Genomic DNA, 20,468 nt, shown 5'->3' with positions numbered 1-20,468 from the left:
AAGAAGATCAGTACCCGCTCATTGGTGGCGTTGCTCCGGTGTTCTGCAGTGATGACCACAGCATGGAATACCGTAGGCTCCGTCATCCGGTCATCTTTACAGGTACCATACGCATCGGCAGCGGGCCCACCGATGGCCGTTATGAATGGCGGCAATCGCTTGGTCCCAGCACAATCATCCAACTGTGGGATCTTGATTTCGTGGATGGGAAGCTCGTTGAGGCTGAAGACAAGCTGGCGGAGGTGGCAATGCAGGAAGAAGCCGCAACGCAGATCCGGGAATATGTCGCCAGTAACCTGCTGGCACAAGAAATGAAGGACAGGCTGCTGTCATATTGCCGCTATTCAGACGATTTCGCTGATCGTCACAGCGTTGATGTGCCCTATTTCGACGTCCTTAAACCAGCAGAAGCTTTTTCGGCACTTAAACGAGCCAAGGCTGGCAGAAATACTCCGGAACAATTTATAAAAAACTACGCTGAAAGTGGCCTGAGCCGGCAATTAAGCATTAACTATCTTAAACATCTGGGGATGTCTGAAGAACTGGTTGCTTTTCTGCGTGGGCTCGTCACTGAAACACAGACCGAAAAGATGATCGTGCTGGAAGTAATCGAGACACTGCTGCTGGGGCTCGCCGCGGATCATTGGGAAGAGCGGGTCCAGCCGGGGTCTCTTTACTCTAACGCCAACATACCAAAAACATTGACGGATACAGTTAGAGAACGGCTGAGCGGAACGACGATGACAGCATGGTAGTCTGCTGCACAAGGCAGCAAATTGCCGGGGGGATTTTGAATGACCATGGTGAGAACCGAACATAAGACCTGCTGTGTCTGTGGTGAAACAATCCCGGTAAGCGTCTGTTTGTCTTACTCGCAATTCGGGAAAACGGGTCCAACTCTCGATGGTTGGCATTCAGGGGTGCCGTATGGCTGTATGGTAGAATTCTGCCGACACTGCGGCTACGCCTCGCATGATATTGCTGAGTCACCGGTGCAGCCCGGCGTTATGAACACAAAACCCTACAGGGATATCCTCAAGCAGCGCTGGATTGACGATTCCTGCAAGGCATATCTGTGTGTGGCTCAGTTTAAAGCGGCAGATGGTGATTTTAAGGGCGCTTTTTGGGCCAGCATTCGGGCTGCATGGATCTGCGATAACGACGGTTATTGGCAGGGCGCGGAAGATTACCGGACAAAGGCGCTTGAGATGATGAGGCGTTCCCATGAAAAGGGTGGCATTGTATCGGACACATCGGTGCGCGATGGCCTGCTTCAGGCAGACCTGCTGCGACGAACCGGCTCATTCCAGCAAGCCAAGGATGCTGTGATGCGTACACTGAAGTGCAACCCTGACGCCGAGCTGATGCGCTTGCTCAGATTTGAACAACGGTTGATAGAACAGGTCGACAAGGCGGCACATTGGGCGAAGGAAGCCTGAGAGAGTAGCTGATATTTTTAACTATGCAGCAAATGATTAAGATCAATACACATTAAAGTTGGTTTTGAAATCTTATGCAAGTAGCCAGAGGCCAAAGGTTTTGAACACGCGACATTTTGGGCGCGGCTGGCGTGCTACATAATCACAATATAGGCTTAGGCGATCTGCTTTGTTTTTCGGCAGTGTGAAACCGCTGGTGACACATACCGCTATGTTCGAGGTGCTCAGGATATGCCATTTGACAAAAAGAGGTGAAAATGAACGCCTATATTGAGTTACTTCAACAAGCTCACGAGAAACAATGGTGCATTCAGGAATTCTGCACAACCTGTGGATCAATGGAATTCCGCAATGCAGCAACTGCTCTGGGGCATCAGGAAGGCAACCAGCTGGTGGCTTCACTTGCATCGCTGGATCTGTCGGAGCTGTACAGATTTCCCAAATGGCATAATGCTCTGTATCTCTCTCTTTACTGCATTGACAAGGCTGAAGACATGGATACGGTGCTGACAAGCTGGCTTCCACTGCTTGATAGTCATATAAGAATCGCTGACCTGGTTCTTTTCTATTTTGTGCGGAGAGGTGCCTTGTTTGCGCCGATGTCGATTGAGGTGCTGGAGCAGTGGCGGGATGCATGTATTGATCTGGCGGTGCGGACCCACGACGAATCGCTGGTGGAAAGTCTGATCTGTACAGAGGGGCGCTATTATAGTGATTATCCGGAGCTTGTTGAGGTTGTTCAGGGCATGGTAGAACGTGGGTCATCGGTGATTACAAAGGCGCTGAGGCGTAATGGGGTGGTGACATGATCGTAAATGAGCAGAAATTCAGGCATTGTTGCAGGTATAGTTCAGCAAAACCAAACTCTCAGTTATTACGGGCATTACTCAAATTTAAACTGTGATGCGCACAACAGGGAATTGCAATGAAACTAATATCTTACAAAATGTCCGATGATTCAGGATTCGCACCAAATCCGTTTTTTGGCGTATTGACGCTTGCAACCTGTAAGGCCGGAATTCGGCGGTCCTCAACAAGAAAAGAAGGCGATTGGATAGCCGGGTTTGGTTCCAAATCTATGTGTGGTGACGAGGTTGGTAACGAGCGCCTCATATTTTTGATGGAAGTAAAAGAAAAAATCCCACTAGAAAACTATTACAAAAGCTATCCCCCAAAACGCCCAATTCCTCGTGGGAATAGCACCCATGTTGCTGGCACCATAAAAAATGTCAGAAGGGGGTGCTGCGGAAGCCGCCAGGAAGATAGTAATTCTGTCGCAGATTTACGGAAGGATCGAGGAGACAATATTTATAGGTTTGTTGGCAACACTTACGAAGTATTACCAAATAGATTTCATCCAGCAGAAAAGCCTGAGCATAAGGTAAGGGATATATCTGGCAGGTATGTCCTCATATCCACTAACTTTTACTATTTCGGGGGTGGATACGAAGCTGACGGCAGAACTGGTTATTTCCTTCCTGAGGCGATACAACGTCCAAACTTAGTCCCTGGCCAATCAGGTTACGGAACCATCACAGAAGGGAGCGAGATACCGTTGATTAAATACATCCAAGAGCGTTTCAAAAAAAATGGTATCTATGGTCGCCCTTTCCGCTGGCCCCCAAACAATGAAAGCTGGAAAAAAGATGAAAATTATATTCAGCCGTAAAGGCTTTGACAGTGGAACCGGATGTGCTCCCAACCCCATCATGCATGACGGTACTATGATTTCTCTCCCCATACCCGATCGTCACGGTACGGTTACCTACAGTGATCTGACAGTTGAAGGGCACAACTTAGGAAAGCTTGTTACTGACCTGAAGGGGAAAAGGATAAGCAGCTCAAAAAGGCAGGTTCCTCTGACTGCATGCGACCGTGCCCATCTCGACCCTGATCTGACACGAGACATCTGCACAAGAAAATCCGACTGGAAAGCAGCTTTGGGGCAATGCGGCAGTGCGGCAGGTGTGCTGCATAATCATAATGTCGGCATTGGAGATCTTTTTCTTTTTTTCGGGTGGTTCCGGCAGTGTGAGGTAGTTGATGGTATTTACCGCTACGTGCGAAGCGCTCAGGATATTCATGCACTGTTTGGTTATCTTAGAATTGGATATATCCTCCAGATTGGGAAAGTTCCGACTCCTGATTGGGCACAGCAGCACCCGCATTTGCATGGCACGCGGCAAGGCAGAAACGTATTGTATGTTGCAGCAGACTCGCTTGGACTGCCGGGCATTGAACATCTTCCCGGCGCTGGTACATTGAAGTTCAATGAATCTCTGCAACTGACCGCACCTGACATGAATCGAAGTTTTTGGCGAGTGCCGAGCTGGATGTATCCTGATGAAGGAAAACCGCCTCTGTCGTCGCACGAAAAGATAAGCCGATGGCAGTTACCAACGGATAATGATGGATTCTGCTGTTTGGAGTCTGTAGCAAGAGGGCAAGAATTTGTATTGGATACAAGCTTTTATCCGGAAGCTGTAAATTGGGCTTTAAGTTTCATATCAGAATAGCGGAGGAATTTATGCCTTATTTGTCGTTATTTCGAATGCCAACTCAGATTAAAATTACCGGAAGATCTTCCAGTATTACAAATGCTTTCATAAATTCTATAATTCCTGTGGTGCATCCTTCAAGCGGACAAGTAAAAAAAGCGTTAGAAATTCTAGGAATGTCACCAGAATCTTTTCAATGTGCATTTTGTGGTGACACCGCAACGGAATGGGATCATTTGCGTCCACTTGTGGTAAATAAAAGGCCAACGGGATACATTTCAGAAATTCATAACCTTGTACCTTGCTGTGGAAAATGCAATCAATCAAAAGGAAACAAGCCATGGGAGGCATGGATGAGAAGTGATGCCAGGCTGTCACCAAAAACCAGGGGGATAAGTGATATCGAACTGAGAGTTAAGCGACTTACTGCATATGAGCAATGGGGGAAACCGACCAGGATGAATTTTGAAATGATAATAGGAGATGAAGCGTGGACGCAACATTGGAAAAACCACGAAAAAGTACAGGATGCCATGAAGGGAGCGCAGGTCTTGGCTGAAAAAATAAACAAAACAATTTTGGATGCTTATTCAGCTGGTCGTGATTTGTGAGACATTCTGAGGGGTAGAATAAGCAATATACCGATCTACGGAGCAACATGTATAAAGATTAAACTTTGGAAGTCTGAAAGGCATAAAAAATGTGTTGTTTTAAAATAAATCGCCGGCCATGAGGGTAACGCCCCATGACCGGCTTTGATTCGTTTGACACCTTGAAAACTACAGCGTAAAGCGGGCCACCATCTGCTGCAGTTCAGTGGCCGAGCCGGCCAGTTGATTGGCGGAACTGCGGGTCTCTTCTGCGCCGCTGGCGGCCTCGCTGATCACGCTGGTGATATGGTGCATGTTTTCGGAGATGCCGGAGGTGCTGGCGGATTGCAGATCAGCGGCCTGGGCCACCTGCGCCACATGCTGTTGTAACACACCGATCTTCTGGCGGATGGAGATGATCGCTTCGCAGGAGAGCCTCGCCCCTTCCCCCCCTTCATGGACCTGGGTTGAACTCTGTTCCATGGCAGAAACTACCGTTTTTACATCGTTTTGCAGGGCGGTGATAATGCCTTGAATCTCGCGGGTAGCGGTTGTGGTCCGCTCGGCCAGGCTGCGCACCTCATCGGCCACCACGGCAAAGCCGCGGCCCTGCTCCCCGGCCCGGGCAGCTTCGATGGCGGCGTTCAGGGCCAGCAGATTGGTCTGATCGGCAATATCGCCAATGGTTTCAAGGATATCGCCGATGCGGGTGGAGGTGGCCCCGAGGGATTTGACCGCCTCGGTGGTCTGCCCCATCTGGGCTTCAATACTCTCCATGGTGCCGGCCATGGTGGCGATGACCTGCTCGCCGTTGCTGGAGACCTGCTCGGCATCGGAGGCCATGCTGGCCATCTCTGAGCAGCTGCGGGAGATGTCGGCGCTGGCCGCAGCCATCTGTTCCACCGAGTCGCTGGCCGAACGGGATTGGCTGGCTGCCAGTTCGGTGCCCTGGGCGATGCTGCCGGCGGTTGTCAACAGATGACCCGAGGCGCTGGTGACCTGGCTCGAGGTGGTCTGGATGCCGGAGATCATGCCGCGCATGGCGGTCTGCAGGGTGTCGATGGCGCGGATGATGGCGCTGATCTCGTTGTTGCGCTTGGCAGAGATCTTTTGGCTCAGGTTGCCCTGGGTCATGTTGGTCAGAAATGCGATGATCCGCTGCAGGGCATCATTGACCGACCAGAACAGCAGGCCGCCGAAAAAGGCGCCGATGAGCACAAAGGCCGCCGTTGCGGCGATGGCCAGTCCCAGGGGCAATTCGCGTCCAGCGCCGACACCGAAGATGATGCACAGGCTGTAGCAGAAACAGAGCAGATAGATGCGGGTCCTGATGGTGAGGTGCAGGTAGAGGTTGAGAATGGCGTTCATGGTTGCGGCTCCTGCTAGTTTTTCGGCATGGTCTCGTCGACCAGCTTGGTGATGTCTTCAGAGATATCGACAGCTTCTGTACCGCTGGCCAGATAGAGCAGTTCACGTTTGACCACCACTGCTGCCAGGCCTTTGGTGGCCCCTACCCTGGTGGCTGCCTGCTCGATGGCGGCCAACAATTCCCTGGTCAGCTTCTCCTGGGTCTCCAGTAACCCTTTTTCAGCGTTCATGCCGAACTTCTGGAATTCTTCAACCTTTTTCTGAAACTGTTTAGCCTTGGCCTCCCGCTGGGCTGGCGCCAAGGTCGGCAGCTGGCGTTCGATGTCCGCCTTCAACTTGTCAAGTTGACGTCGTTTGCTATCCACCTGTTTCTGCAGTTTTCCTTGCTGGGCCTTGATCTTGGCTTGGGCTGCTTTGCCCAGGGCTGACTCGGCCGAGATGCGGTTGATATCCACCAGGCCCAACCTGGAGCTGGTCGCTGTGGGAGTGACTGAATCAGGAGCTGGCGTGGTAATCGGCAGCGTCGGCAACAGACTTAAGGGGGGGGCGGTGATGGGGGCCGGCGTTGCCTCATCTGCAGCCAGCAGAGGGATGGCAGAGGCGACCAAAAGCGACGTAGCACAGAGCAGTTGCAGCAAAAAGCGGTTCATAGAGGGCCTTTCAGGTGCAAAATGAATCTTTTATAGCGCATTTTCCGGCCAGGTACCAGTGCTAGCTGAGGGGTTGCGCATTTTTTAATCATGCGATTGAGGCGGCTGCTGGCTGGTTTGTGTTTCTGGCGAAATCCGGTAGACTTGAGCTGCCAGGAGGGTGTTGTGGGAATTTTGATGCGGATCATCGTCGTCGTGGCGATACAGTGCTGCCTCGCAGACCAGGCGCTTGCCAAGCCGCTGGTTGTGGGTGGGGACCGCGACTACCCGCCCTACGAATTCATCGACAAGCAGGGCAAGCCGGCCGGCTACAATGTTGAGCTTACCCGGGCCATCGCCGAGGTGATGGGCTTGCAGGTTGAGTTCCGGCTGGGTGGCTGGTCGGAACAGCTGAGCGACCTGAAGTCCGGTCGGATCGAGCTGTTGCAGGGTATTTCCTGGTCCGAAAGCCGGGCCGCCAGCATCGATTTCACCCCACCTCATACCATGGTCAACCATGCCATCTTTGCCCGTACGGAGACCCCAGCAGTCAGTTCACTGGAGGAGCTGCAGGGTAAGCGGGTGACCTTGCACCGTGACGGCATCATGCATGAGCAGTTGATGGCCATGGGCTACGCCAGCGATCTGGTGCCGACCCCAACCCCGGCCGACGCCCTGCGCCTGTTGGCGGCGGGTGAGTGTGACTACGCGGTGGTGGCGATGGTGCCGGGGATGTACATCATCCGGGAGTATAAGCTGACCAACCTGGTGCCAGTGGCCCGCAGCATCGCTTCGCAAAAATACGGTTATGCCGTGCGCAAAGGGAACGACGAGCTGCTGGCCCGCTTTACCGAAGGGTTGGCGATCCTGAAGAAGACCGGTCAGTACGATACCATTCATGCCAAGTGGTTGGGGGTGTTGGAGCCGGCCAAGCCGACCTGGCAGGAGGCGCTCAAAGCCGCAGCGATTCTGGCAACGCCGCTGATTGTGGTGCTGGGTGGCACGGTGCTCTGGAGCTATTCATTACGACGGCAGGTGGCACAACGTACCGCCTCGCTCAGCTCTGCCCTGGAAGAACTGCGTCTCAACCAGCAACAGCTGGTACAGGCCGACAAGATGGCGGCACTAGGGATTCTGGTTTCAGGGGTGGCCCATGAGATCAATAACCCCAACGGAATGATTTTGTTGAATATGCCGATCCTGAAAGAAGCCTACGCCGATGCCGTTGAGCTGCTGGAGGAGCGCTATCAGCGCGAGGGTGATTTTCCACTGGGCGGGCTGCCCTACAGCCGCATGCGGCGTGAGTTGCCGCTGATGATGGACGAAATGCACGACGGCGCCAAGCGGATCAAGCGGATTGTGGAGGATCTCAAGGATTTTGCCCGGCGGGATGACCGCGCCACCCAGGAGCAGATCGATCTGAATGAAGTGGCGCAAACTGCCGTGCGGCTGGTGGAGCGGTCACTGCGGACCGCTACTGACCGGTTCGAGGCCAGCTATGCTAAGCAGCTACCGCAGGTGTGTGGCAACCGTCAGCGGATTGAGCAGGTACTGGTCAATCTGCTTTTGAACGCCTGTCAGGCCCTGTCCGACAGTAGCCGGGGCATCTTTCTGACCACGTTCTGCGACCCGACCGGACCTTCAGTCGGCCTGACCCTGCGGGACGAAGGCAGCGGCATCGCCCCAGAACACCTGGCCCGCCTGACCGACCCGTTTTTTACTACCAAGCGGGAGAGTGGCGGTACCGGCCTGGGCCTGTCGGTTTCCAGCGGCATTGTTAAGGAACATGGTGGCAGTTTGAACTTTGACTCAACGCCGGGGCAGGGCACCACCGTCACTTTGGTGCTCCCCGCGGTTACGGAGAATCTTTTATGACTGAAGCACGGTACCCCGCCTTTGGCATCCTGTTGGTGGACGATGAACCGGCCTGGTTGCGTTCGGTGGCGCTGACCCTGGAGCGTTCAGCCGGCATCAGCAATATCCGCAGTTGCCAGGACAGCCGCCAGGTGATGGGATTGCTGGCCGAAGGGGGGGTCGGACTGGTGCTGCTGGACCTGACCATGCCGTACCTGTCTGGTGAAGAGTTGCTGGGGATGATTGCCGAACAGTATCCAGAGGTTACCTGCATCGTGATCAGCGGTCTGAATCAGGTGGAGACGGCGGTTAAGTGCATAAAATTGGGCGCCTTCGACTACTTTGTCAAAACGGTGGAGGAAGACCGGCTGGTGGGCGGCGTGCTGCGGGCGATCCGCATGCAACAGCTTGAGCAGGAGAACCGCGAGGTGAGCAACCGGTTGATCTCAGGTGGTCTGCATCATCCGGAAGCCTTTAGCGGTCTGGTAACGGCCGATTCGGGGATGTTGGCCCGTTTTGCCTATGTGGAGGCGGTGGCCAAAAGCCCTCAGCCGCTCTTGATCACCGGCGAAAGCGGCACCGGCAAGGAACTACTGGCCAAGGCCGCCCACAGGTTAAGCGGTTGCAAAGGGCCGCTGGTGGCGGTCAATGTGGCCGGCCTGGACGACACCGTCTTCAGCGACACCCTGTTTGGTCACCTGCGCGGCGCTTACACCGGGGCCGAGCAGCCGCGCAAGGGGATGATCGAGGAGGCAGCCGACGGCACCCTGTTTCTGGACGAGATCGGTGACCTTTCCATTGCATCGCAGGTCAAGCTGCTGCGACTGCTGCAGGAGGGGGAGTACTTTCCGTTGGGCAGCGACCGTCCCAAGCGGCTGCGGGCCCGGGTGATGGTGGCAACCCACGCTAACCTGGCGGCCCGTGAGGCGGCCGGTCAGTTCCGGCGTGACCTGTACTACCGCCTGCGCACCCATCAGCTACAACTGCCGCCGCTGCGGGAGCGGCGCTGCGACATCCCCCTGTTGCTGGAGCACTTCCTGGCCGAGGCGGCCCAGACGCTGGGTAAGAAGAAACCGACCCCGCCCCGTGAACTGGCCCAGTTACTGGCCACCTACTCCTTTCCCGGTAATGTGCGCGAGCTGAAGGCATTGGTCTACGATGCGGTCAGCCTGCACAGCAGCGGTGTACTGTCCATGGACAGCTTCGTCACCGCCATCGGTGCCGACACCGGGACGGTTCAGCCGTTGGAGGATGGAGAACGGCGCAATCCGTTTGCCTGCTGTCAGCGATTGCCAACCTTCAGCGAGGCAGCAGAGCTGTTGGTTGCAGAGGCATTGGCCCGCAGCAACAATAACCAGACCATTGCTGCCCGCATGCTGGGCATCTCCCAGCCAGCACTATCCAAGCGCTTGAGACAGCGGGAAGTTTAACGATAGTGCTACCCTCATAACCGGCGTTATAATCATAACGCCGGTTGTTTTGCTGCAACCAGCTTAATTTGTTCAGCTAATCCGTGGTTTCACCTCATCTGCCATAACCTGGGTTATACCCCTTCGCCGCTTCCGGCATCTCCCTGAAGTAAAATAAACTTCATAATAACGATATCTTGGGCAAGCAAGAATAACTTGGCACCGTTAATGCTCTGGTGAGGGTAACGCTTTGGCTGTTGCCCGATTTGAGCAGTACAACCATAGGAGGTATGCCATGTTGATGTTCTGGATTCAGTTTGCCCTGGTACTTGGTGCGGTATTGATCGGTATCCGTCGCGGCGGTGTCTCACTGGGCCTGATTGGCGGTCTGGGAGTCGCGGTTTTGGTGCTGGGGTTCCGCAGTGCCCCGTCTGAGCCGCCCATCGCGGTGATGCTGATTATCCTGGCGGTGGTGACCGCCTCGGCCACCCTGCAGGTGGCTGGTGGCCTGGATTATCTGGTGCAGCTGACCGAGCGGATGCTGCGGGCCCATCCCAAGTACGTCACCATCCTGGCCCCCCTCTCCACCTTTTTCCTGACGGTCTGCTGCGGTACCGGCCATGCCGTGTACGCCCTGCTGCCGGTGATCGCCGACGTGGCCCTCAAGACCGGTATCCGACCGGAGCGGCCGATGGCCATCTCCAGCGTGGCCTCCCAGATGGGGATTACCGCCAGCCCAGTGGCGGCGGCGGTAACCTTCTTTCTCGGTTTTGCCGCCAAGTCAGGCTACCCGGTGACCCTGGTGGATATCATCCTGGTGACCATGCCGGCCGGCGTAGTGGGCCTGCTGGTGGCGGCCATCTGGAGTTTTAACCGCGGTCTGGATCTGGACAAGGACCCCGAATATCAGCAGCGCTTGCAGGACCCTGAATTCCGTAAGTCGCTGGATGCCGATGTGACCACCCTGGGCAAGGCGATCCCGCTGACTGCCAAGATTTCGGTGCTGCTGTTCTTTGCCGGCGTGGGCTCGATCATCTTCCTGGCCAGTTTCCCGGAACTGCTGCCGCTGGGGCATAATGGCAAGCCGGTGGCCATGACCACCGTGGTGCAGTTTGTGATGCTGGCCTTTGGCGCCTTCATCATGTTTGCCGCCAACGTCAAGGCCAAGGATATCGCCCATTCTAGCGTCTTTACCGCAGGTATGATCGCTGTCGTCTCCATCTTCGGTATCGCCTGGATGAGTGATACCTTCATCTCCGCCAACAAAACCTATCTGATCGATAACATCGGCGTGATGGTCAAGTTGGCTCCCTGGACCTTTGCCATCGCCACCTTCTGCATCTCGGCCTTTGTCAAGAGCCAGGCCGCTACCCTGGCGATCACCCTGCCGCTGGGTCTGGCCCTGGGGCTGCCGGTGCCGCTGCTGCTGGGTCTGATGCCGGCCAGTTACGCCTACTTCTTCTTCGCCTTCTACCCCAGTGACCTGGCTGCCATTAACATGGACCGTACCGGCACCACCCATATCGGCAAGTATCTGCTCAACCACAGCTTTATGGTCCCCGGTCTGATCGGTGTCAGTGTCTCCACGGTCTGCGCCTATATGATCTCACGGGTGCTGTTCTAAACTGGACGGTATGGTCCGGTTGACAGGAGTAAAATCAGGGATAGGCTGTGTAGTAACAACCGATTAGACATTTTTAACTGTGCGGTCCCGCCGGTCATCCGGCGGGCCGCTTTGTCCTGTCAGGCGAGAAAGGAGAACAACCATGAAACAGGTGCGATTGGTGATGCTGCTGCTGGGGCTGCTGGCCCTGCTTATGCCGAGCAACGGATTGCTGGCGGCAGCAGAGGGGGCTGCGCTGGCCCAGCTGCATCAGGCCAACAAGGTTGCCTGTGCCGACTGCCACGGCAAGGGCAAGCGGATTGTGGTGGATGACAGCGAGCGGGGCATCAACCAGCGCTGCATCAACTGCCATGGCAATCTTGATGTGCTGGCGGTCAAGGACAAGGGACACATCAAGCCTCACCAGTCCCATCTGGGCGAGATCAACTGCACCGTCTGCCACCGGGGCCATGAACAATCCGTTGCCTACTGCAACGGCTGCCATACCTTTAATCTGCCGATGCCTGGTGGTACCGCCAGCAAGAAGGATCAGCAGCCGGTTCGCAAGCCAGCTAAGCAACGCATAGAGACCACCGACCTGGTGGTGATCGGCGCCGGGGCGGCTGGCATGACCGCCGCCATCACGGCCCACGATGCCGGCGTCAAGGTGATTGTGCTGGAAAAACAGCCAATTACCGGCGGCAACAGTATGCTGGCGGCCGGCGGTATGAACGCCGCCGAGACCAGGTTCCAGCAGGCCAAGGGGATCAAGGATTCGGTGGATCTGATGTACCAGGACACCATGAAGGGCGGTAAGAACACCAACGATCCTGAGCTGGCCATGATTTTGGCCAAGAATTCGGCCGCGTCGGTGGACTGGCTGACCTCGATCGGCGCCGATATCAGTGATGTGGGTCGCATGGCCGGCGCCAGCGCCAACCGCACCCACCGCCCGACGGGCGGGGCTGCTGTGGGTGCCCATATCGCCAATGTCCTGAAACAGAATGCCGTTGACCGTAAGCTGGACGTGCGGGTCAACAGTAAGGTGGTTAAGATTATCAGCGACCAGCAGGGCCGGGTGAGCGGGGTGCAGGTGGAAGGCAAGCACCGTGGCCTCTATACTATCAAGGCCAAGGCGGTGGTGCTGACCGCCGGCGGTTTCTCCAACAATCCGGAGCAGGTGGCCTACTATCGTCCTGAATTCAAGGGGATGACCACCTCCAACCAGCCGGGCGCCACCGGCGACGGCATGGTCTTGGGGGACCAGGCAGGTGGGGAGCTGCAAGATATGAAAGAGATTCAGATCCACCCCACCGTGGCGGCCGGCAGCCGGATCCTGATCACCGAGGCGGTGCGGGGCAACGGCGCCATCCTGATCAACCGTGAGGGGAAGCGGTTTGTGAACGAACTGACCACCCGCGACAAGGCTTCGGAGGCAACCCTGGCCCAGACCGGCAAGTCGGCCTTTCTGGTGTTTGACGAGGGGATTCGCAAGAGTCTGAAGCAGATCGACGGTTATTTCCACCTGGAGCTGGTCAAGGAGGGTGCTACGCCCCAGCAGTTGGCTACGGTGCTGGGTATGCCGCCCGAGGTCCTGGCGCAGACCATCGAGACCTACAATCAGGCGGTTGATGCCAAGAATGACACGGAATTCAAGCGTCCCGACCTGCCTCGCGCCCTGCGCACTGCCAAGTACTACGCCATTGAGGTGAAGCCGGGGGTCCATTACACCATGGGCGGCCTGAAGATTACCCCCGCTGCCCAGGTGGTGGCCAAGAACGGCAAGCCGATGCCGGGCTTCTTCGCGGCCGGCGAGGTGACCGGTGGGGTGCATGGCGCCAACCGACTGGGAGGCAACTCGATCTCCGAAACCATTACCTTCGGTAGAATTGCCGGGGCCAGTGCCGTCAAGTTGGTGAAGGGCGGTAAGTAGCCGCATTATAAACTAAACCTTGGCGTTAACGGCGGGGCGGGACACCGCCCCGCCGTTTCGCAGGCCTGCGCCTCGCTCTGGCAATCGGTCGCGGAGTCTGTTAGACTGCCCTGCAGTAACCGTAAGCCTGCCTTTGGCAGGCACCCGCCGATCTGAGGGACCAATGGAACTTTTTCAAGATCTGTTCGAACGCCTCGGTCTGTTTGCCATCCTCTTTATTTTCCTGATTCGTTTCAAGGCCTTCAAACGTCTGCTAACTGGTGACGCCAGCGGCCACGACAAGCTGGTGCTGTCGCTCTTGTTCGGTCTGGCCGGCGTGGTGGCCACCTACAGCGGCTTTCCATTTCAGGGGGCCATTGCTAACCTGCGCGGCGTGGCGGTGGCCTTGGGTGGCATTCTCGGTGGGCCGCTGGTTGGGCTTGCGGCCGGGCTGGTGGCGGGCAGTCATCGCTACCTGATGGATATGAACGGCCTGACCTCCCTGTCATGCGGGGTTGCAACTGTGTTTCAGGGGCTTCTGGCGGCGTTGCTCTACCATCGCCTGCGGCGTCGCGCGTTTGATGTGGTGGCGGCCTTCTCGGTGGGTGCGGTTAATGAGCTGATCAAGATGGGCTTTATCCTGTTGCTGGCCCGTCCCTTTGAGGCGGCACTCAATCTGGTGCCGAAGCTGGCCGTGCCTTCTCTGTTGGTTAACGGCTTGGGGACAGCCGTTTTTATCCACTTGATTTCGACGGTCTATCGCGAGAAAGAGCTGGCCAAGGCCGAGCAGGCCCAAAAGACGCTCACCATTGCCCTGCAGACGCTGCCGGTGCTGCGCAACGGACTGACCAGCGAAGCAGCTCGGCAGACGGCCGGCATCGTCCGTAACCTGGCCGGGCTGGATGCGGTTTTCATTGCCGACGGACGAGGACTACTGGCAGGAGAAACAGCACATGATGCCATCGTATTGGAAAAGATCGTTACCAGCGTCATCGTCCAGCAGGCGCTCGCTACGGGGACTGTCATGCAGGCCGGCAGCGCCGGCGAAGTGGGCTGCACCATAGCTGAGTGCGGGCTACGTTCTGCGGTTGTGGTCCCGCTGAAGAAGCAGGAGCAGACTATCGGCGTACTGGGACTATTCAGGACCGAAGGGCTCGGCATCGGCCTACTGGATCTGGAGCTGGCCACCGGCTTGTCGCAACTGTTTTCGAACCAGCTTGAACTGGGCGAGATTGAGAATCACCGTCGTCTGGCAGCAGCAGCCGAGATCAAGGCACTGCAGGCCCAGATCAATCCGCATTTTCTGTTCAACGCCATCTCAACCATCAAGAGTTACATCCGTACCGATCCGGGGGTTGCCTCGCAGCTGCTGGTGCATCTGGCGGAATTTTTCCGAAAGACTACCAGCACTGCAGTGCGTGAGGTGCCGCTGGCGGTGGAGCTGGAACACTGCGAGGCCTACCTGGCCATCGAAAAGGCTCGTTTTGAGGAGCGGATCAGGATGCGTTACTCCATTGACGAGGCTGCGCTGTCCTGCCCCGTGCCGCCTTTGATCCTGCAGCCGCTGGTCGAGAACGGCATCCGGCACGGCATTCTACCCAAGGAGACCGGCGGCGAGATCACCATCAGCGCCACCATGGGCAGCCATGACCTACATATCAGGGTTGCAGACAACGGGGTGGGCATGAGCCAGGAAAAGGTTGCAGGACTGTTGTCCGAGCAGTCAACTTCGTCCCGAGAGGGGCTGGGTATCGCGCTTAAAAACGTCAATAGCCGACTGATAGCGCTGTACGGCACAGAAAGGGCCTTGAGTATTGAAAGCGAACCAGGTATCGGCACTACCATCTCCTTTTCGATCCCGGTGACCGTGTGAGGGTGACGGTCTTTCTGATCGATGATGAGGCACCGGCTCGCAGAGAGTTGCGCTACCTGCTGGAGCAGGCCGGCGACCTTGAGGTGGTCGGCGAGGCGGCCACGGCGGCGGAGGGGTTGCGCCTGCTACGGCGACACAAGCCGCAGGTGGCGTTTTTGGATATACAGATGCCCGGCATGACCGGCATTGAACTGTCCGAGATTCTGCAGGAACTGCCGGAGCGGCCCCTGATTGTTTTTTCAACCGCCTACAGTCAGTTCGCGGTAGATGCCTTCAACCTGGAGGCATTTGATTATCTGCTCAAGCCGGTCACTGAGGAGCGACTCGCCAAGACGCTCGACAAGCTGCGCAAACAGCTGTCAACTGCCAAGCAGGATCAGGAGCGTACCCGGAACGATGCCCCTGGCGATGACCGCAAGTGGGTTGCGGTGCGTCAGGGGGGGAGAATCATGCCGCTGGCGCCGCACAGTATCGTCTTCATCAAGGCGTGCGAGGCCTCAACGATGATCCACGCCAACGGACAGCTGTACCAGGCCAACCTTACCGTCAGCGCCCTTGAGGAGCAACTCGCGCCGTTTGGTTTCTTCAGGGCCCATCGTAACGCGCTGGTCAACCTGAGCTGCATTCAAGAGATCGTGCCCTGGTTCAACGGCAGCTGCAAGCTGGTGATGAACGACCACGGCCGGACCGAGATCGTGGTCAGCCGTTACCATGCCAAGGAACTCAAGCGACACCTAATCACCCACCGCTGACCAGTACCCTGCCATTCACCCCTTCTTTTTTGCCATTCAGGCCGTAAATCTGCCGTTCACCAACTGATGATTGCAGTGGCACAACTGCGCGTTATGCTGAGACTACCCGTGCCAACAGTAGCGATGGCCGTTGCGGCAGGTGGCGCGGGACGCACGGCGCAGCATAAACCCAAAGGAGGAAGCGTATGTCCCAGACCCATGATGAGCAGGAGATCCGTTTAGAAGGTGGTTTTAGCAGGCGTGACTTCATCAAGACCGCTGCTGCAGTCGGTGCAGGCGTCTTGGCGGTGCAGGCGGTGGGGGGCGTGCGGGAGGCCAGTGCCGCCGAAGAGGCCAAGAAGGAAGCCGCTGCAGCAACAGCTGCTGCAGCCGGCAAGAGTGCCCTCAAGCTGGATCAGGTGCTGAAGGTGGCCCGCGAGAAGATGTATCCCCGCTGCCGGGTCTGTCCCGAGTGTGACGGTGTGGCCTGCTCTGGCGAGGTGCCGGGCATGGGTGGCATCGATTCTGGCGCGGCGTTTCGTAACAACCTGACCGCATTGGAGAAGTACAAGTTGAAGATGGTGACCTTCCACGAGGTCAAGAAACCTGACACCAGCCTGACCTTGTTCGGTGTCAAGCTGTCGATGCCGATCATGTCTGCGGTTACCGGCGGTGTCACCTACAACATGGGCCTGCAGGGCAAGGTGTCTGAAGAGGAGTACATGGAGGGCATTGTTGCCGGGTGCATCCAGGCCGGTACGATCGGCTTTGCAGCAGACGGAATCGGCGATCCGCTGTCGGTGTATGAGACCCGCCTCAAGACCGTGGCTAAATATCGTGGCCAGGCAGCCGCACAGATCAAGCCGCGCACCCAGGCCGAGATCATTGAGCGGATACGCCTGATTGAACAGTCCGGCGCGCCGTTTTTTGCCGTCGATATCGATTCGGCCGGTCGTGCCTCACGGGCGCTGCCAGGCAGGACGGTCGAGCCGAAGAGTCTGAAACAGTTGAGGGAAATTTCCAAGTCAACCAAGCTGCCGTTCATCATCAAAGGTGTCATGACCGTTGATGAGGCGAAAAAGGCGATTGATGTGGGTGCCGCCGGGATCGTGGTTTCTAACCACGGCGGACGGGTGCTTGATCACACACCTGGGTCAGCTGCGGTGCTTGCGGCCATTGCCGATAGCGTCAAGGGCAAGATCGTGATTCTCTCCGACGGCGGGATACGTTATGGCGCCGATGTGCTCAAGTCGCTGGCATTGGGGGCCGATGCGGTGCTGGTGGGACGTCCGCTGATCAGAGGGTCGGTCGGTGGCGGACCAGAAGGGGTGGCCCTGATCCTGAAAAAGATGCAGGGAGAACTGGTGGTTGCCATGACGCTGACCGGGACCGCTGATGTGAAAAAGGTCAGCCGGAGTATCCTGGTTTAAGTCGTCGTATCCCTTGCCCCGGCAGGGCAGCGTCTGCCGGGCAGTGTCAGGAGTCGCCCATGTATAGAACCGTTTTACTGACCATTTGTCTGATGCTAGCGCTTTGCGGGCTGGCTGGTGCAACCGGGGGGGGCAAGACGCTTCTCTACGGTGGCGCGGGCCAAGGGCGGGTAACCTTTGATGGCCGTGTCCATGCCAGCAAGGGATTTGTCTGTAACGATTGCCACAGCGCTATCTTCGAAACCAAAAAGCAGGCCCTGATAACCATGCAGGATCACTTTCAGGATAAGGCCTGCTTTGTCTGCCACAACGGCAAGCGGGCCTTTGCGGAGTGTGATGCCTGCCACCGCAGATTTGACACACCCGCCAAGACGGTGGTCAAGCTGTGCGGCGCTGCCAGCGTGGTGGACGGCCTGATCACCCCGCATAAGGCAGCGGTTGAAAAGGCCACCGGCTTTAGCCTTGATGTGGTCAAGAGCAATGCCGGCAAAGGCTTGATTGATCTGGTGGACCAGAAGTGCGACGCCTCGCTGGCCTCGGCCTCGGTAGAGACCGTTGCCAAGGGTGCCAAGGCGGCTGGCCGCGAACTGGATAGTTCAAAGATGCAGTTGCATGCCATTCAGATGGATCAGGTGGTATTTGCGGTGCATCCATCCAACAAGGTGCAGGCCATGACCTTCCAGCAGCTGAATGATATCCACACCGGCAAGATTCGAAACTGGAAGGATTTGGGCGGTGCAGATCAGACGATCAAGGTCGTGACCGACACCCTCTCCAGTGCCACCCGAGGCCTGATCAAGCAGGCGGTCTTGAAGAACGAGGAATATCTTGCTGAAACGTTGGCGGTCAACGTGGCTACCATCAGCGATGAGGTGGCCAAGGATCCGGCTGCCATCGGCGGCCTCGGTGCCGGATTTGTGAAACCAGGGGTGGTGGTGGTCAAGACTGACAAGATTGAGCGGCCCTTGGGGTTGATCACCATCGGTGCACCTTCGGAAAAGGTACAGAAGATAATTGATGCGTATAAGGCCGCAGTGGCTAAATAGCAGCCCGTAAGCGGCGGTACTCAGGCGGGCCACCCAGAAACTGGATGGCCCGTTTTTTATCTCACCGGTTTGACTTCAACACCTACATCGTAGAGGGTGCTGCCGGCCCCCTGGTCGGTCAGCCGTTGGGAGGTAAGGGCGTTGACACCCCGTTTACCGTTGAGAAACTCTTGCCACCAGACCCCTTCGGTCACCACCGTGCCCGGCGGCACCCGCTCTGTGACCCGCAGGGTAAAGTTGACCTGGCCGTATTGATTGACCGCCTGCACGGCAGCTCCGTCCGTCAGCCCCCGCGTCGCTGCATCATCGGGGTGCATCAGCAGCAGCATCGCTTGCTGCTGATCCCGTAGCTGGTCTTGCTCGTAGAAGCTGGAGTTAAGGGCATAGGGGGTCACCGCCGGTTGCAGCCGCAGCGGAAAGCCGTCGCCCTCGGCGTGGGTCGGCAGCAGGCGAGGTAGCGGTTCCGGCTCACGGTCGTTTCGGATCTCGATCCTGCCCGATGGCGTCAGCCATGGCCCCCGCGGGGTAGACGGCGGGGCAAGCAGCACCGGCTCGCCGTTGCGCAGCCGCTCGGTGATGGCCCCGTCACGCCAGGGAGTCTCGTAATCCAGCAGTTGTTCGATCAGGCTATCGGCCGATTGGCTGAAAAACGGCTCATCCCAACCCATACCGGCCGCCAACATGCAGAAGGTATCCCAATTGCTCTTGGCCTCGCCGATGGGCGGGATCACCGCGCTGCAGCGCTGAGCGTGGTAGCTGCCGTAGCAGCGGTACAGGTCGGCATGCTCCAGAGAGCTGGTGGCCGGCAGTACGATATCGGCGTAGCGGGCGGTTTCTGTCAGAAAACGTTCATGCACCACCGTGAACAGGTCTTCCCGCTCAAGGCCCTGAATGATGGCGTTCTGATCCGGCGCAATGCTGGCCGGGTTGGAATGGTAGACGTACAGGCTCATCACCGGCGGATCATTCTCTTGGTTCAGGGCATGGCCCAGCTGATTCATGTTGATGATCCGGGTGGGGCCGGCCATGAAATCCTCCCGGGTGACGCGCGCCAGCGGAAAGGCCCCGCCGGTGGCGGTGGCGCACAGCAGACCGGCGCCGGGGCGTTGCCAGGCCCCGATACTGGCCGGCAGGCAGGTGATGCAGCGCACATTCATAGCGCCGTTGGCATAGCGGGTCAGGCCACTGCCCAGCCGGATGAAAGGGGCTCGGGCCGTTGCATACTGCCGGGCCATGCGGCGGATGGTCTCCGCCGGCAGGCCGCAGACCGTAGCCATCCGTTCCGGGGTGCAATCCGGCAGGATCGAGCGGGAAAATTCTTCAAAACCACGTACGCTCTGGTCGATAAAGGCCTGATCCAGCAGCCCCTCAGCCGCGATCACCTGCAGCATCCCCAAGGCCAGGGCGCCGTCGCTGCCGGGTCGGATCAGAAAGACCTCGTCCGAAGCCTCGCAGGTTGGGGTGCGGTAGGTGTCGATGGCCCACAGTCGGGCGCCGTTTTTGCGGGCCTGGCTGGCGTCGCGCATGGTGTGGATGCTGGTGGCGGCAGCGTTGATCCCCCACAGGATCACCAGGTCGCTCTGCTGCAGCTCGCTCTGGTCCAGGCCGGGGGTCTCGCCCATCACCGCCTGCCAGCCGGCCTCCTTGGCCGGTGAACAGATGGTGCGGGCCAGGCGGCTGGCCCCCAGCTTGTGGAAGAAGGGGTGGCCGCTGTTACGTTGTACCAACCCCATGGTGCCGGCGTAGGAATAGGGCAGGATCGCCTCAGCGCCGTGGCTGGCGATGATCGCCTGCCAGCGGGAGCAGATCTGCTCAACCGCCTCATCCCAGGAGATCGGCTCAAATCGGCCGCTGCCCTTGGGGCCGCTCCTGCGGAGCGGTGTGGTCAGGCGGCGGGGGGAGTGGACCGTGCGCTCGTAGTGTTGCATCTTGGGGCAGAGCAGGCCGCGGGTGGTTGGATGGTCCGGGTCGCCGGCCACGCTTACAGCGCAGCCGTCGACGACAGTCACCAGCAGGCCGCAGGCATCGGGGCAATCAAAGGGACAGACGGAGCGGTGAATGGTAGGCATGAGCAACCTTTGTCGGA

At 57.6% G+C, this 20,468-nt stretch carries 17 protein-coding genes; 14 read left to right on the top strand and 3 right to left on the bottom strand.

The genetic code is table 11. From position 1 onward, the window contains the following. From RBQ93_RS03970 to RBQ93_RS03945, 6 genes are all read left to right on the top strand, one after another. On the top strand, nt 1-755 hold a 755-nt coding region (locus RBQ93_RS03970), incomplete at its 5' end, for a hypothetical protein (protein ID WP_320370725.1). 252 nt (nt 756-1,007) lie between these two features. After that, the gene (locus RBQ93_RS03965) at nt 1,008-1,439 is read left to right on the top strand and encodes a hypothetical protein (RefSeq protein ID WP_320370724.1); all 432 of its coding nucleotides are present in this window, start codon (nt 1,008-1,010) and stop codon (nt 1,437-1,439) included. Nucleotides 1,440-1,696: 257 nt separating this feature from the next. Next, a complete protein-coding gene (locus tag RBQ93_RS03960; RefSeq protein WP_320370723.1) occupies nt 1,697-2,248 on the top strand; it encodes a hypothetical protein in 552 nt (183 codons plus the stop codon). A gap of 116 nt (nt 2,249-2,364) precedes the next feature. After that, the gene (locus RBQ93_RS03955) at nt 2,365-3,108 is read left to right on the top strand and encodes a hypothetical protein (RefSeq protein WP_320370722.1); all 744 of its coding nucleotides are present in this window, start codon (nt 2,365-2,367) and stop codon (nt 3,106-3,108) included. Beyond that, nucleotides 3,086-3,955 carry a hypothetical protein gene (locus tag RBQ93_RS03950; RefSeq protein WP_320370721.1) on the top strand — a complete coding sequence of 290 codons (870 nt, stop codon included), beginning with the start codon at nt 3,086-3,088 and terminating at the stop codon, nt 3,953-3,955. The genes RBQ93_RS03955 and RBQ93_RS03950 overlap by 23 nt, the downstream gene beginning before the upstream one ends. An 11-nt stretch (nt 3,956-3,966) precedes the next feature. Beyond that, nucleotides 3,967-4,548, top strand: coding sequence for an HNH endonuclease (locus RBQ93_RS03945; protein WP_320370720.1), 582 nt, complete (start codon nt 3,967-3,969; stop codon nt 4,546-4,548). Nucleotides 4,549-4,716: 168 nt separating this feature from the next. On the opposite strand, the gene RBQ93_RS03940 is transcribed toward RBQ93_RS03945, so the two are convergent. After that, nucleotides 4,717-5,895, bottom strand: coding sequence for a methyl-accepting chemotaxis protein (locus tag RBQ93_RS03940; protein WP_320370719.1), 1,179 nt, complete (start codon nt 5,893-5,895; stop codon nt 4,717-4,719). A gap of 14 nt (nt 5,896-5,909) precedes the next feature. Then, on the bottom strand, nt 5,910-6,545 hold the full coding sequence (locus RBQ93_RS03935) for an OmpH family outer membrane protein (protein WP_320370718.1): 636 nt from the start codon (nt 6,543-6,545) through the stop codon (nt 5,910-5,912). Between the two features lie 177 nt (nt 6,546-6,722). Between RBQ93_RS03935 and RBQ93_RS03930 the strand changes: the two genes are divergently transcribed. From RBQ93_RS03930 to RBQ93_RS03895, 8 genes are all read left to right on the top strand, one after another. Continuing rightward, a complete protein-coding gene (locus RBQ93_RS03930; protein ID WP_320370727.1) occupies nt 6,723-8,399 on the top strand; it encodes a transporter substrate-binding domain-containing protein in 1,677 nt (558 codons plus the stop codon). Next, the gene (locus RBQ93_RS03925) at nt 8,396-9,808 is read left to right on the top strand and encodes a sigma-54 dependent transcriptional regulator (RefSeq protein WP_320370717.1); all 1,413 of its coding nucleotides are present in this window, start codon (nt 8,396-8,398) and stop codon (nt 9,806-9,808) included. Before RBQ93_RS03930 ends, RBQ93_RS03925 begins: the two co-directional genes overlap by 4 nt. Nucleotides 9,809-10,082: 274 nt before the next feature. After that, the gene (locus tag RBQ93_RS03920) at nt 10,083-11,411 is read left to right on the top strand and encodes an anaerobic C4-dicarboxylate transporter (protein ID WP_320370716.1); all 1,329 of its coding nucleotides are present in this window, start codon (nt 10,083-10,085) and stop codon (nt 11,409-11,411) included. Nucleotides 11,412-11,553: 142 nt separating this feature from the next. After that, entirely contained in the window at nt 11,554-13,323 is a 1,770-nt protein-coding gene (locus tag RBQ93_RS03915; protein WP_320370715.1) for a flavocytochrome c, read from the top strand. Between the two features lie 163 nt (nt 13,324-13,486). Continuing rightward, nucleotides 13,487-15,175, top strand: a complete 1,689-nt coding sequence (locus tag RBQ93_RS03910; RefSeq protein WP_320370714.1) for a LytS/YhcK type 5TM receptor domain-containing protein — start codon at nt 13,487-13,489, stop codon at nt 15,173-15,175. Beyond that, entirely contained in the window at nt 15,172-15,927 is a 756-nt protein-coding gene (locus RBQ93_RS03905) for a LytR/AlgR family response regulator transcription factor (RefSeq protein WP_320370713.1), read from the top strand. The genes RBQ93_RS03910 and RBQ93_RS03905 overlap by 4 nt, the downstream gene beginning before the upstream one ends. 185 nt (nt 15,928-16,112) lie before the next feature. Beyond that, on the top strand, nt 16,113-17,336 hold the full coding sequence (locus tag RBQ93_RS03900) for an alpha-hydroxy-acid oxidizing protein (RefSeq protein WP_320370712.1): 1,224 nt from the start codon (nt 16,113-16,115) through the stop codon (nt 17,334-17,336). A 59-nt stretch (nt 17,337-17,395) separates the two neighbouring features. Beyond that, entirely contained in the window at nt 17,396-18,382 is a 987-nt protein-coding gene (locus tag RBQ93_RS03895) for a substrate-binding domain-containing protein (protein WP_320370711.1), read from the top strand. Between the two features lie 56 nt (nt 18,383-18,438). On the opposite strand, the gene RBQ93_RS03890 is transcribed toward RBQ93_RS03895, so the two are convergent. Further along, nucleotides 18,439-20,451: a molybdopterin-dependent oxidoreductase gene (locus RBQ93_RS03890; RefSeq protein ID WP_320370710.1), complete on the bottom strand. Its 2,013-nt coding sequence runs from the start codon at nt 20,449-20,451 to the stop codon at nt 18,439-18,441. Nucleotides 20,452-20,468 lie beyond the last annotated feature (17 nt).

This window comes from Trichlorobacter sp. (assembly GCF_034008105.1).
Classification (GTDB): domain Bacteria; phylum Desulfobacterota; class Desulfuromonadia; order Geobacterales; family Pseudopelobacteraceae; genus Trichlorobacter.
This window is presented reverse-complemented; position numbering and strand designations above follow the sequence as displayed.

What these genes read in the sequence shown, in the direction of transcription:
- RBQ93_RS03955 (WP_320370722.1), top strand. Translation starts at nt 2,365, where the DNA reads ATGAAACTAATATCTTACAAAATGTCCGATGATTCAGGATTCGCACCA.
- RBQ93_RS03895 (WP_320370711.1), top strand. Translation starts at nt 17,396, where the DNA reads ATGTATAGAACCGTTTTACTGACCATTTGTCTGATGCTAGCGCTTTGC.
- RBQ93_RS03930 (WP_320370727.1), top strand. Translation starts at nt 6,723, where the DNA reads ATGCGGATCATCGTCGTCGTGGCGATACAGTGCTGCCTCGCAGACCAG.
- RBQ93_RS03950 (WP_320370721.1), top strand. Translation starts at nt 3,086, where the DNA reads ATGAAAATTATATTCAGCCGTAAAGGCTTTGACAGTGGAACCGGATGT.
- RBQ93_RS03965 (WP_320370724.1), top strand. Translation starts at nt 1,008, where the DNA reads ATGAACACAAAACCCTACAGGGATATCCTCAAGCAGCGCTGGATTGAC.
- RBQ93_RS03915 (WP_320370715.1), top strand. Translation starts at nt 11,554, where the DNA reads ATGAAACAGGTGCGATTGGTGATGCTGCTGCTGGGGCTGCTGGCCCTG.
- RBQ93_RS03900 (WP_320370712.1), top strand. Translation starts at nt 16,113, where the DNA reads ATGTCCCAGACCCATGATGAGCAGGAGATCCGTTTAGAAGGTGGTTTT.
- RBQ93_RS03935 (WP_320370718.1), bottom strand. Translation starts at nt 6,545, where the DNA reads ATGAACCGCTTTTTGCTGCAACTGCTCTGTGCTACGTCGCTTTTGGTC.
- RBQ93_RS03945 (WP_320370720.1), top strand. Translation starts at nt 3,967, where the DNA reads ATGCCTTATTTGTCGTTATTTCGAATGCCAACTCAGATTAAAATTACC.
- RBQ93_RS03910 (WP_320370714.1), top strand. Translation starts at nt 13,487, where the DNA reads ATGGAACTTTTTCAAGATCTGTTCGAACGCCTCGGTCTGTTTGCCATC.
- RBQ93_RS03920 (WP_320370716.1), top strand. Translation starts at nt 10,083, where the DNA reads ATGTTGATGTTCTGGATTCAGTTTGCCCTGGTACTTGGTGCGGTATTG.
- RBQ93_RS03940 (WP_320370719.1), bottom strand. Translation starts at nt 5,895, where the DNA reads ATGAACGCCATTCTCAACCTCTACCTGCACCTCACCATCAGGACCCGC.
- RBQ93_RS03890 (WP_320370710.1), bottom strand. Translation starts at nt 20,451, where the DNA reads ATGCCTACCATTCACCGCTCCGTCTGTCCCTTTGATTGCCCCGATGCC.
- RBQ93_RS03960 (WP_320370723.1), top strand. Translation starts at nt 1,697, where the DNA reads ATGAACGCCTATATTGAGTTACTTCAACAAGCTCACGAGAAACAATGG.
- RBQ93_RS03925 (WP_320370717.1), top strand. Translation starts at nt 8,396, where the DNA reads ATGACTGAAGCACGGTACCCCGCCTTTGGCATCCTGTTGGTGGACGAT.